This window comes from Ruegeria profundi (assembly GCF_020171505.1).
GTDB classification, from domain to species: domain Bacteria; phylum Pseudomonadota; class Alphaproteobacteria; order Rhodobacterales; family Rhodobacteraceae; genus Ruegeria; species Ruegeria profundi.
In genome coordinates this window covers 148,014-160,958 of the sequence record NZ_JAIUZS010000004.1, presented here as the reverse complement: position 1 = coordinate 160,958, position 12,945 = coordinate 148,014, and the positions used below count along the sequence as shown (strand labels likewise).

Genomic DNA, 12,945 nt, shown 5'->3' with positions numbered 1-12,945 from the left:
TTTCTTTTTAAAATCATAACTTAAGCTGTATGTAAGCAGGCTTTTGCCGATCTGTTACATTGATGTTTCATTCGGTTACAAAGAGTGAGTTGTGCCTTGACGCTTGCTTCCTTAACTCAATGTCCAACACGGACCGACTAGGCCGGACACCACTCATCGAGGCTCACCTTGCAACATACGCTCAAATCCCCGATCACGTTTAAAGGCGTCGGGCTGCATAGCGGCAAACCGGCGACGATGGTTTTGAAACCGGCAGCCGCCGGTCACGGAATCTGGTTCAAACGGACGGATATTGAGCTGGGCAATGCGCTGATCCCCGCAATCTACGACGTGGTGGAACGGACACCGCTTTGCACACGTTTGGTGAATGACGCGGGTGTCTCGGTCTCAACTGTTGAGCATATCATGGCCGCGCTGGCTGGTTGCGGTGTGCATAACGCGCTGATCGAAATCGATGGACCCGAAGTGCCGATCATGGACGGATCCGCGATTGATTTCGTACGTGGGATCATGGCGAAAGGTGTGCGCCGCCAAAGCAGCCCGGTTCTGGCTTTTGAGGTTCTTAAACCCGTGACCGCGACACGTGAAGGCGCAAGCGCATCCATCGTCCCAGCAGACGGTCTAATCATCGACTTCCACATTGATTTCGAAGACAGCGCGATTGGCAGCCAGACCAAAACGTTGGATATGCGCAACGGCTCGTTCGCACGTGAGCTGAGCGATTGCCGCACCTTCTGCCGACGCACTGATGTTGAGGCAATGCGCGAAAGCGGTTTGGCCTTGGGTGGCACGCTGGACAATGCTGTTGTCGTTCAGGGCGACGACGTTCTGACGCCCGGCGGTTTCCGTCACGCGGACGAGGCTGTACGCCACAAAATGCTGGACGCCTTGGGTGATCTCTATTTGGCGGGTGGGCCGATTCTAGGCCACTTCACCGGCGACAAATCCGGTCATGCGATGACCAACACGCTGCTGCGCAAGCTGTTTGAAACGCCAGGCGCGGTGCGACCGATCCTGTGTACTCCCGAACAGGCTGCGCGCCTTCCGGGTCAGGGTTTAGTTTGGGACGAAATTCCCGAAGTTGCCTGATTGGTTCGCCACGGTCTACAATTCCGCGAACTGACCTACTAAGGCGTTTTGCCCCGGAATTATATATGCTAGACCAAGGGCAAATCCGGGGTATGTCCCGACAAGCAGTACAACAAGGATAGGCGGAATGGTTGGCACCAAAGCGGCAGTCAGATTCGCGGGCGCGATTCTTCTGACAGCAGTTTTGACGGCGTGCGGCAACAGTGGCGCGGACCGCAATCAAAATCTGGAAGGCTTCACGCCCGAGCAGATCTATACGCGCGGTGAATTCGAACTGTCGCAGAATCGCTCGGATGACGCGGCGTGGTATTTCTCAGAAGTTGAACGTCTGTATCCCTATTCCGATTGGGCGAAACGTGCGCTGATCATGCAGGCGTTTTCGTATCACACGGACAAGAATTACGAAGAAAGCCGGGCCGCCGCACAACGCTATATCGACTTTTACCCAACCGACGAAGATGCCGCCTATGCGCAGTATCTTCTTGCGCTCAGCTATTATGATCAGATCGACGAGGTCGGTCGCGATCAAGGGCTGACGTTTCAGGCGTTGCAATCCTTGCGGACGGTGATCGAGGTTTATCCAGACAGCGAATACGCAACCTCGGCTGTGCTGAAATTCGATCTGGCTTTTGACCATCTGGCAGGCAAAGAGATGGAGATCGGGCGTTATTATCTGCGTCAAGATCACTATACCGCGGCCATCAACCGGTTCCGTGTCGTTGTTGAAGATTTTCAGACGACAACTCACACCGCCGAAGCGCTTTATCGTCTGATTGAGGCATATCTGTCGCTTGGCTTGGTGGATGAGGCGCAGTCCGCCGGTGCTATCCTGGGTTATAACTACCAGTCGTCCGAATGGTACGACGCAGGTTACCAGTTGCTGACCTCGCGCGGGTTGGACCTGAAGAGCCGCGGTAACAACTGGCTGAGTCAGATTTATCGCCAGACTATCAAAGGTGAGTGGTTGTAATCGCCATGGTTAAAGGCGTGGGACGCTAAGACCCGATGCTGCGCGCCCTTGATATCCGCGATATGCTGATCATTGACCGGCTGGAACTGACATTTCAGCCGGGTTTGAACGCCTTGACGGGTGAAACCGGGGCGGGCAAGTCAATTCTTCTGGACTCGCTGGGTTTTGTACTGGGCTGGCGCGGACGGGCCGAACTGGTACGTCAGGGGGCCGTACAGGGTGAAGTTGTGGCCGTATTCGAACTTGGCCCTGATCACCCGGCACATTTGGTTCTGGCTGAGGCTGGCCTGCCGGGAGGCGAAGAACTGATCCTGCGTCGTATCAACACGGCTGAAGGGCGTAAAACTGCTTGGGTCAACGACCGCCGTTGTTCCGGCGAAGTGTTGCGCGCCTTGTCAGACACGCTGATAGAATTGCACGGTCAACATGATGACCGTGGATTGCTGAACCCTCGTGGGCACCGGGCGATGCTGGATACCTATGCAAAAACGGACGAGCATCTTACGGCCGTACGCGGGGCGTGGACAAAAATGTCACGCGCACGAAAGGCTCTGGCCGAGACCGAGGCGACGCTTGCCGCCATGCGGGCCGAAGAAGAATTCCTGCGCCACGCCGTTGCTGAACTGGACAAGCTGGACCCTCAGCCCGGGGAGGACGCGGAACTGGATGCCCGTCGCCGTATGATGCAGGGGGCGGAACGCATCAGAGACGATGTCGCGCGCGCGTTTGACCTGCTGGGCGGAGAAGGGGCCGAGGGCGCGATGTCAGATGCCGTACGATGGCTTGAAGGTGTCTCTGACAATGCAGGCGGGCAGCTAGAGGAGCCGATCGCAGCACTAGGGCGCGCGTTGATCGAATTGGGTGAGGCGCAGGACGGGGTAAACGCGTGTCTTCAGGCTTTGGATTTCAACCCGGCAGAGCTTGAGGCCGCAGAAGAGCGTCTGTTCGCAATCCGTGCGTTGGCACGCAAGCACGATGTCACACCTGATGATCTGGGTCGATTTGCGACCACGCTGCGCGATCGCCTGAACCGGCTGGATGCGGGTGATGCTGATCTGGCGGATCAGCAAGCGGCAGTCGATGCGGCACAGTCCGCGTATGACACCGCCGCCCAAGCCCTGAGTGCGGCGCGTCGGCGCGCTGCCGGGCAATTGGATGCCGCGGTTATGGCTGAACTGGCACCGCTGAAAATGGAACGCGCTGTGTTTCAGACCGAAATCACCGCCGCAGATCCTGGCCCTGAAGGCACAGATGCGGTGGCCTTTACCGTCGCCACCAACCCCGGGGCGCCCTCAGGACCGTTGAACAAGATCGCCTCAGGTGGTGAGCTCAGCCGGTTTTTGCTGGCCCTCAAGGTTTGTCTGACAGGCGATGACAGCGCGCGGACCATGATCTTCGATGAAATTGATCGTGGTGTCGGAGGCGCTACAGCTGACGCGGTCGGGCGCCGTTTGGCGTCTCTGGCGCATGGGGGGCAGGTGCTTGTCGTGACGCATTCTCCGCAAGTCGCGGCCCGTGCTTCACATCACTGGCGGGTGCAAAAACAAGTAACCGATGGCCAGACCCTGTCCACCGTCATTCCGCTGGCCCAGCCGGACCGGGTGGATGAAATCGCCCGCATGGTCGCCGGAGACACCATAACGGATGAGGCCCGCGCCGCCGCTCGTGCCTTGTTGGATACCTGAGGAAATTCTGCCGCGGTCTGACCTTCAAACCATAGCGATCGCACTTTTATCAGGCGGCTCCGTAGCTTACTAAAGGGTGTGTATTGACCCCCGAGAGCCCATGACCCAATCAACCCGCACCGTTCTGCGCAACCAGCTCAATCAGGCTCTGGCCGCGATCAAGGACGCATGGCGGGTCATGTTGCGACGCGGCCCAAGCCAAGTTCAGTTCTGGTTCATTGCATTGGCTATCGGTATTGCCGCAGGCTTTATGGCCTTGGGGTTTCGTAAGGCGATTCAGGCGTTGCAGGCGTTTGTTTACGACACCGATGATATCCTTTTGCTGCATAGCCATGCGGAAAAACTGCCGTGGGTTCTGATCCTGATCACGCCAATCATCGGCGGTCTGATAGTGGGTGTCGTGCTGCACAAGTTCACGGATGATGGCCGGGTGCGGTCGGTCGCGGATGTAATCGAAGGTGCCGCTTTGACCAATGGCCGGGTCGAGGGAAAGGCTGGTGTTGCCTCATTCTTTGCGTCGCTGATCACTCTCTGCACGGGTGGTTCGACCGGGCGGGAGGGGCCGGTTGTGCATATGGCTGGGGTGATTTCGACCTGGGTCAGCAATCGTATCCACGCTGATGGTATTACGGGGCGCGACCTGTTGGGGTGTGCGGTGGCGGCGGCGGTATCAGCAAGCTTTAACTCGCCCATTGCCGGTGCGTTATTCGCGCTTGAGGTGGTGTTGCGCCACTTTGCCGTTCACGCCTTTGCGCCTATCGTCATTGCTTCGGTCGCCGGTACGGTAATCAACCGGTTGGAATACGGCGATGTGACTGAATTCGTTCTTGAAACCCCCGGATCGCTACAATTCTACGTGGAGCTTCCTGCGTTCCTGATCCTAGGCCTGATCTGCGGATTGGTGTCCCTGCTGATGATGCGGTCGATCTTCTTTGCCGAGGATATCGGAAACCACATCCAGACCCGCATCTCTTTGCCGCGCTGGCTGCGTCCGGCGGTATCTGGCGCGATGCTTGGGCTGCTGGCGATCTGGTTCCCGCATATCATCGGTGTTGGGTACGAGACGACGATCCGCGCCTTGACGGGTGACCTGACCCTGACGGCCGCAATTTTGTTTGCCGTGATTAAAACGATTGCTGTGGCCATAACAATGGGCGGCCGAATGGGGGGCGGTGTGTTTTCACCCTCGCTTATGATCGGCGCACTGACCGGGCTGGCCTTTGGCCTGATCGCGACCGGGCTGCTGCCAGATGTATCGGGCACGCATACGCTCTATGCTTTTGCGGGTATGGGGGCCGTGGCCGCGGCCGTTCTGGGTGCGCCGATTTCCACCACCATGATCGTCTTTGAACTGACCGGAGATTGGCAGATCGGGATTGCGGTGATGGTTTCGGTTTCAATGTCCACCGCGCTGGCCTCGCGTTTGGTGGACCGATCTTTCTTCCTGACCCAGTTGGAACGACGTGACGTGCATCTGGCGGCTGGACCGCAGGCCTATCTTCTGGCCATGTTACGCGCCGGTGCGGTTATGCGACCGATAGGTGACCCCCGTTCGATCACGAAAGACGAAGCGCTGGACCTGATCAATCAGGGGCTTTGTGTGAATGCCAGCGCAACGCTGGAAGCGGCGATGCCCTATTTCGACCGAGACGACATTCCCTGTATTCCTGTGGTGGTCGTCGAAGAAGACGGCAGCGAAAACCCTGTGGGTGCGTTGTTTCACGTCGACGCGCTAAAGGCTTATAATCGCGCGTTGGCGGCCACTGCGGCCGAAGAGCACTCGTAGCCGTAGCACACCGATGCTGTACAACATGGATAGGTGTCATGGGTAAAACGGTATGAAGAGGCTCGGCAACCCACCTAAATCTGCTCGACCTTGACGGTATCACTCGGGTAAAACGCGACATAGCCTTTGAGTTCGGCCATAGCTGGGATCGGGTCTTCATAGCTCCAGGCGGCATTTTCAGTAACCGAGGATTTGTTGACGATCGAGAAATGCGTGGCGTCGCCCTTGTGCGGGCAATGCGTGGTCTTGTCAGTCATGTCCAGAAACGCCATCGCAATGTCCGCGCGCGGGAAATAGATCACCGAAGGCAGGTCTCCCTCGGTCAATTCCAGTGCATTCGTGCTTTCACCCAATACGGCCCCACCGGAACGGACGCACCATTTGCCCGGTGCCTTGTGAATCGTGATCTCAACCATTTCTCTTCCCTCGTTTTTTCGGGCTTCTCCTCTGCCCGGTTTATGTAACAGCCCGGTGTCAGATCGGCGCAGTTGCGGCATCCAACCAACGCCGCGTGTCATCGCTCAGCCTTGGCCCGATCTTTTCTGCAACATCGCGATGATACGCGTTCAGCCACGCGCGTTCCGCGGATGTCAGCATTTCAACCACGATCAGCCGCCGGTCGATTGGCACGTAGGTAAGTGTGCGCCAGTTCAGCATGGCACGGTCGTCGTCCCCGCCTGGAAGGGGCGCGGCGTCCTGCACGACCACAAGATTCTCGATGCGAATCCCGAAAGACCCCTCGCGGTAATAGCCGGGTTCATTGGATAGGATCATGCCCGGTTTCAGGGGCACATGACTGACCTTGGACAGGCGCTGCGGGCCTTCGTGAACACTGAGATAAGCACCAACACCGTGCCCGACGCCGTGGTTGAAATCTTGCCCTGCGGCCCAGAGCGGTTCCCGCGCAATCCCTTCAATATCACGCCCGGCAAGCCCATTCGGCCAGCGGAGCATGGACAGGTTAATCATGCCCTTCAAGACACGGGTAAAACACGCTTTTTCTTCATCCCCGACCGTACCGATAGCAACGGTGCGGGTAATATCGGTCGTGCCGTCCAGATATTGCCCGCCGCTGTCCAGAACCAGAAGGTGGCCATCTTCCAAACGGCTGTCAGTTTCTTCGGTCACGCGGTAATGCATGATCGCGCCATTCGGACCCGTGCCCGCGATTGTGTCGAAAGAGATATCCTGAAGCGCATTATCCCTGCGCCTGTTCTCTTCAAGCCGGGTGACCACCTGTGTTTCGGTCAGGGTACCCGGTGCCTGTTCGTCCAACCAACACAGCGTTTCGATCACAGCTACTGCATCGCGTAAATGTGCCTCGGCGCTGCCTTCGATTTCTGCATCATTCTTGCAGGCCTTGGGCAGGGCACAGGGATCGCCGCCATCGACCATCTGATCGTTTAACACGTCTGCCACGGCCTGCGGGAGCGTTCCCAGATCGACCTGAACCTTGCCCTTCAGCGCCGCGACAGCGTCCAGAAATCCATCGGGCTCATGCGATGTGACCTGATCCGCCAGTGGCACCACCAACTTCTTTGAAGCCATGAAAAGATCAACCCGACCATCCGCGTGCAATATCGCGAACCCATGCGCCACCGGGTTGTATCCGATATCGGAACCGCGAATGTTCAGCAGCCACATGGTGGAGTCGGGCAAGGTGATCACGGCGGCGGCACAGCCTGCCTCTTGCAGGGCCTTGGCCAGACGCGTGATTTTGCTGTCCGCCGTTTCGCCGGCAAACTCGATCGGATGCGCCTTGATCGGATTCATCGGCGGCTCTGGCTGATCCTCCCACACGCGGTCCACCAGATTGTCACTGCGGACAAGTTCGATATCGCTGCCGACCAGCTCTTTCTGCGTGCTGGCGATCTGGCCAGCGGCGTGCAGCCAAGGGTCAAAGCCAACCTTGCCGCCATCGGGCAGTTGATCTTTCAACCACGCGCTGAGGCTGATTTCCGGCCAAGCTACGGGTGTGAATTCCTTGGCGACCTGCGCCTTGACCTGAGTGCGATAGCGGCCATCGACAAATACACCGGCCACATCCGTCAAGACCGCGCAGAACCCGGCCGAGCCGGTAAATCCCGTCAACCAAGCCAAGCGCTGATCCCGCGGGGCAACATATTCGCCCTGATGCGCGTCCGCTCGGGGGATCAGGAAACCGTCCAACCCTTCTTTTGCCATCTCACCGCGCAAAGCCGCCAGTCGGGGCGGCCCTTGTTCCGGGCGCGCTGTTACCTCAAAGGATTGAAACATCACATACCTCTCCCATACCGGGTTTTACCCGTTCTTCTTTTTGGAAATTCCACGCATTGGCGGCAAGGCCAGTTTCAGCTGGCTTTTTTCATCCCCATCACCCGCGCGCGTGCGCGTGGGTCGCTGTCAAACAGGGCAGCCAATTGTTCGGTCATCGCACCGGCCAACTGTTCTACGTCTGTTATTGTCACCGCGCGGTCGTAATAACGGGTGACGTCATGGCCGATCCCTATAGCCAGAAGTTCCACCATCTTCCGCTTTTCCACCATTGCGATCACGTCGCGCAGGTGTTTTTCCAGATAGTTTGCGGGGTTGACGCTGAGTGTTGAATCGTCAACCGGCGCACCGTCCGAAATCACCATCAGGATCTTGCGTTGCTCGCGCCGCGCCAGCATCCTGCGGTGCGCCCATTCCAGCGCCTCGCCGTCGATGTTTTCCTTTAGCAAGCCCTCTTTCATCATCAGGCCCAGGTTTGGCCGCGCCCGCCGCCAAGGAGCATCTGCACCCTTGTAAATGATGTGGCGCAGATCGTTCAGACGGCCCGGCTGTTGCGGGCGGCCATCGTTCAGCCACGCCTCACGCGCCTGACCGCCTTTCCACGCGCGCGTGGTAAAGCCCAAAATCTCGACCTTCACGTTGCACCGCTCCAGCGTCCGCGCCAGAACATCTGCGCAGATCGCAGCGATTGAGATCGGACGCCCGCGCATTGACCCCGAGTTGTCCAGCAGAAGCGTCACCACGGTATCGCGGAACTCGGTATCCTTTTCGACCTTGAAACTAAGCGGTGTGGTCGGGTTTGCCACCACACGTGCCAAACGGCCAGCGTCCAGAATGCCTTCTTCGCGGTCGAACTCCCAGCTTCGGTTCTGCTGGGCTTGCAGGCGGCGCTGCAACTTGTTGGCAAGCCGGCTGACAGCCCCCTTCAGCGGTTCGAGCTGCTGGTCCAAATAGGCGCGCAGGCGCTCCAACTCGGCGGGTTCCGCCAGATCCTCAGCAGCGATTTCTTCGTCATGCGTGTTCAGATAGACTTTGTAATCCGGATCAGCTTCGGACGCGGGCTGAGGGGCAGGGGGTTCCAGCGGGGCTTCCCCCTCTGGCATCTCGGCCTCATCGCTCAGCTCATCTTCGGACATCTCGTCCATCGAGACCTGAGCCTGGGATTGATCCTGTTGCTCTTCCTGAGTCTGTTCCGGGGTGGCGTCGGCTTCTTGTTCGTCCTGATCGTCTTGGCCAGTACTGTCCGGGTCAGGCTGTTCGTCGGCGTTTTCCTCGGCCTGATCCTCTTGTTCCTCGTCCAACTCATCCGGGTCGTCACCCAGTTGATCGCCATAGCCAAGGTCCTTGATCATCTGGCGGGCGAATTTGGCGAACTCTGCCTGATCCGAGAGGATTTCATCAAGGTTTTCGAGCGTTCCGCCAGCCTGTTCCTCGATGAAGCCGCGCCACAGATTCATGATGTTCTCAGCCGCCGGAGGCAGATCGCGCCCCGTGGCTAGGTGGCGGATCAGGTAGCCTGCGGCAACTGACAAAGGTGCGTCCGCAGGTTGCTTGCATTGGTCATATCCACGCCGCAGCGCCTCATGCCCGATCTTGACGTCGATGTTAGACGCGGTGCCGGGCATGTCACGCGCGCCCATCGCCTCGCACCGGGCGACTTCCATCGCTTCATACAGATCACGGGCCATATCCCCCGGCGGGGCATAGCGCGTATGGGTCGCGTCATCGTGGTACTTTCGATGCAGGGCCAACGCATCCGCGGTACCACGTGCCAGCAGAACCTCTTCGCGCGTCATCCGGCGGCTCACCTGTGGCAAACGCATCGACTCACCGGTCATCCCAGACGGGTCTACCGTATAGGTGACGTTCAACTCGGGATCGTCGGCCATAACCTTGGTGGCCTCGGCCAGAGCCTTTTTGAACGGATCAGCGGGGTTGTCGTTGGGTTTGCTCATCGGGGCAGTCCGGTCTAGTTCTGTCCCGGCAACCTAGTGCCAAACGGGTGTCTTGGCCATAGGGCGAACCCTGTTTTCCCATCAAACCAAAATCGGCTTGAAAGCATTTGTAAGCTGGACAGGTGCGTTGCTGTATCCGCCCTCTCTGTGTTCGTGCATTAAAGCTCTTGTTCAGGGGGAGCTTGTAATCGCTAAAACCTACGAAAACCTGTATCGGCACAGCAAAAACCAGACGCGTGCAGAGGCGCAAACAAGGTCAAAGCCTAACGATTGAAAAACCTTGCAAGGCTGTCTATCAGGCCTTTAATGCCTTTACGCGGAAAGAACTGCTGATCCTCACCGTGGTGGGACTCCAAAATAATTTGCCTCAGCCGATCCACCTGCCCAGCGTTAAGCGCCATTGGGTCATTGACCGCGCTTGAATTCACCTTTTGGGCAGGCATATCGGTCAGGTCAAATCCGTTTTCACGACCGAATTTTTCGAGCCCGCCCCGCAGGTCTGCGAAGTCCAGCAGGGATACGCGCGCGCCCGACGCATGTTGGGCAGTTTCGTTAACCTTCAACCTGCCCGAAATGTTCCCGGCGTCCAGCAAATCCGAAATAGATTTGTTCGACGACACAAGCGCTTTAAATTCTGCCAGATCAATGGGTTCGTTTCGCGCGTCGAGGTCAAAGCCACCGCCGTCCTTCTTACGCATCCAACGGTGGGGCGAGTAATACAGCGAGATCATCCGCTCGACCGGAGGACGGGCAAAGGCGTATACCGTGTAATCGGCAAAACCCGGACCAATCAGATCTTTGTACTCAGCCAGCGTCTGGTGCTTGGATTTTGTCGTGTCACCACTCAGCTCAAACCGGTCGGCGCCATCCTGATGACCGCTGGTTACCATCGCGTCATCGGAAAACCGAAGAAAACAGCGGGTAAAGAAGTTTCCTCCGGTCTTCGGTACGTGAATGAAAACGCTGTGTTGCTTGGCGAAATGCATGGACTAGCCGAGGCTGGCGCTTGCTGCACTCTCGGGCAGTTCCTCGTCAAAACAGCGTTGGTAGAACTCGGCGACGGTCTGGCGCTCCAGCTCGTCACATTTGTTCAGGAAAGACAGGCGGAAGGCGTAGCCGACATTGCGGAAGATCTCGGCATTCTGGGCCCAGTTGATCACGGTCCGCGGGCTCATCACCGTTGAAAGATCGCCGTTCATAAAAGCAGTCCGGGTCAGGTCGGCAACGGTCACCATCTGGCTGACGGTCTTGCGGCCCTTTTCGGTGTTGTAATGCGGAGCCTTGGACAGCACGATCATCGTCTCGGCATCGTGGCTGAGGTAGTTCAGCGTGGACACCAGCGACCAACGGTCCATCTGCGCCTGGTTGATCTGCTGTGTACCGTGATACAGGCCCGTCGTGTCGCCCAAACCCACGGTGTTCGCCGTTGCGAACAGGCGGAAATTCGGGTTCGGCGTAATGATCTCATTCTGGTCCAACAAAGTCAGCTTACCGTCATGCTCCAGCACGCGCTGGATCACGAACATCACGTCAGCGCGGCCTGCGTCATACTCGTCGAACACGATTGCAACCGGATTACGCAGCGCCCACGGCAGAATGCCCTCGTGGAACTCGGTCACCTGTTTACCGTCCCGCAGCTTGATCGCGTCCTTGCCGATCAGGTCGATCCGGCTGATATGGCTGTCCAGGTTCACACGCACGGCTGGCCAGTTCAGGCGGGCAGCGACCTGTTCGATGTGGGTGGACTTGCCAGTGCCGTGATACCCCTGAATCATCACCCGGCGGTTATGGGCAAAGCCTGCCAGAATCGCCAGTGTCGTTTCAGGATCGAACTTGTATGTCGGGTCTATGGCCGGAACCCGATCGCTTGCTTCGGCAAACCCTTTGATCGCCATGTCGGTATCAATGCCGAATACGTCACGGACCGAGATTTCTTCGGTGGGTTTTGCGTTGATGTCAATCGATCCGTCAGCCATGTGCGTAGTCCTTATCCTTCGACCCGTATTGTCGGGCCTGAACCCGTGTGTGGTGCAACATATTGCAGGCAAGGGCAAGGGAAAGCCGCGCGTGCTGCGAACTCGGCAAAGCTTTCTTTGAAACTGGCCTTATCGGTACGCGCGCCTATGTTCGCAGTTGATCACCAAAGCCTGCGACAGCGCCGATTTCCGGATGCGGTATTCGTGTCTGCGGATTTCTAAGAAGTGTTAACATTGAAATATGTGGATATAACAAGTTAACTTTAAAATATTCGGATGCAAAGACTGCTCCCGGTTTGATGTTAAGCGGTAGAGGCGCGAATGGCGTTAACAATTCAAGGTCCTTCTTCGATTGCGATCCCCAGTGGATCGACCTCTGTTATGCAGTTGTACACCGCGAGCAAAGCAGGAGCTTCATGGAGTGTCGTTGTTTCAGGAACCGGGGGATTGGCCCCTTCCGACTATTCTGTTTCGATTTCGCAAAGCGGTGTTTTGAGCGTCGAACTAACCCCAGGTGCCGTCATTCCTCCAAACACACAGCTTACTGTTGAAATATTCGCATCAACGGGCCCTGGTAACGGCAATAACGACTCCCTCATCGTAGCTGTCGACCTTCCTGCAGGGACGGTGCCGTGTTTCGTGAAGGGGACTTTGATAGAAACTGAAAAAGGCTATCGCGCCGTCGAGGAATTATCCGTTGGCGACAAGGTCCGTGTTTCCAGTGGTGAACTGCTGCCCATTAAGTGGATTGGTGAAAAGACCTTGAGCGTGGAAATGTTGAAGCGAAACCCGCGATTGCACCCGGTTTGCATCCAAAAAGGAGCGATTGGCGCGGGGGTGCCTGACCGCGATTTATACGTTTCGCCGCAACACAGAATAGTTCTAGAAGGCTGGCGCGCAGAACTGCTGTTCGGCGAGCCGAAAGTCTTCGTCGCTGCGATTCATCTGGTCAACGACAAGACAATTCGCCAAATCTGGTCCAATGAGGCGGTGACTTACTACCATATTGCGTGCAGTCGCCACGCAATATTGATGTCGAATGGGCTACCTTCCGAAAGCTTGTTTCTGGGTGATATGGCGTTGTTGTCTTTCGGTCGAGAAGATGCCGAGGAACTTTGCGCGCTTTTTCCCGAACTACGCAGCCCTGAATCCATTTGGATGCAAACGCGCGTGCCCTGCCTGAAACGCTCCGAAGCCGAGGCGCTGCGTGCTACGCTGACGTCGTAAATCA

At 57.4% G+C, this 12,945-nt stretch carries 10 protein-coding genes; 5 read left to right on the top strand and 5 right to left on the bottom strand.

The features are described 5' to 3' along the window. The first annotated feature begins 168 nt into the window (after positions 1 to 168). The 4 genes from lpxC (at position 169) to LCM21_RS11075 (ending at position 5,530) form a co-directional block, all read left to right on the top strand. A complete protein-coding gene (lpxC, locus tag LCM21_RS11090) occupies positions 169 to 1,089 on the top strand; it encodes a UDP-3-O-acyl-N-acetylglucosamine deacetylase (RefSeq protein WP_068335679.1) in 921 nt (306 codons plus the stop codon). A gap of 127 nt (positions 1,090 to 1,216) precedes the next feature. Next, positions 1,217 to 2,059, top strand: coding sequence for an outer membrane protein assembly factor BamD (locus tag LCM21_RS11085; RefSeq protein ID WP_068335676.1), 843 nt, complete (start codon positions 1,217 to 1,219; stop codon positions 2,057 to 2,059). A 35-nt stretch (positions 2,060 to 2,094) separates the two neighbouring features. Then, complete coding sequence (recN, locus tag LCM21_RS11080; protein WP_224890669.1) at positions 2,095 to 3,744, top strand: DNA repair protein RecN; 1,650 nt, start codon at positions 2,095 to 2,097, stop codon at positions 3,742 to 3,744. Positions 3,745 to 3,844: 100 nt separating this feature from the next. Then, positions 3,845 to 5,530 (top strand): chloride channel protein, encoded by a 1,686-nt coding sequence (locus LCM21_RS11075; RefSeq protein WP_224890668.1) that lies wholly within the window; start codon positions 3,845 to 3,847, stop codon positions 5,528 to 5,530. Between the two features lie 74 nt (positions 5,531 to 5,604). Here the strand turns inward: LCM21_RS11075 and LCM21_RS11070 are convergent, their stop codons facing one another. From LCM21_RS11070 to cobS, 5 genes are all read right to left on the bottom strand, one after another. After that, positions 5,605 to 5,946: a DUF427 domain-containing protein gene (locus LCM21_RS11070; protein ID WP_068335669.1), complete on the bottom strand. Its 342-nt coding sequence runs from the start codon at positions 5,944 to 5,946 to the stop codon at positions 5,605 to 5,607. A 58-nt stretch (positions 5,947 to 6,004) separates the two neighbouring features. Continuing rightward, positions 6,005 to 7,786 (bottom strand): aminopeptidase P family protein, encoded by a 1,782-nt coding sequence (locus LCM21_RS11065; RefSeq protein ID WP_224890667.1) that lies wholly within the window; start codon positions 7,784 to 7,786, stop codon positions 6,005 to 6,007. 74 nt (positions 7,787 to 7,860) lie between these two features. After that, positions 7,861 to 9,738 (bottom strand): cobaltochelatase subunit CobT, encoded by a 1,878-nt coding sequence (gene cobT, locus LCM21_RS11060; RefSeq protein WP_224890666.1) that lies wholly within the window; start codon positions 9,736 to 9,738, stop codon positions 7,861 to 7,863. Between the two features lie 263 nt (positions 9,739 to 10,001). Beyond that, the gene (locus tag LCM21_RS11055; protein WP_224890665.1) at positions 10,002 to 10,724 is read right to left on the bottom strand and encodes a sulfotransferase family 2 domain-containing protein; all 723 of its coding nucleotides are present in this window, start codon (positions 10,722 to 10,724) and stop codon (positions 10,002 to 10,004) included. A 3-nt stretch (positions 10,725 to 10,727) separates the two neighbouring features. Next, positions 10,728 to 11,714, bottom strand: coding sequence for a cobaltochelatase subunit CobS (cobS, locus tag LCM21_RS11050; RefSeq protein WP_068335655.1), 987 nt, complete (start codon positions 11,712 to 11,714; stop codon positions 10,728 to 10,730). Between the two features lie 321 nt (positions 11,715 to 12,035). On the opposite strand from cobS, the gene LCM21_RS11045 reads away from it, so the two are divergent. Continuing rightward, complete coding sequence (locus LCM21_RS11045; protein ID WP_224890664.1) at positions 12,036 to 12,941, top strand: Hint domain-containing protein; 906 nt, start codon at positions 12,036 to 12,038, stop codon at positions 12,939 to 12,941. Positions 12,942 to 12,945 lie beyond the last annotated feature (4 nt).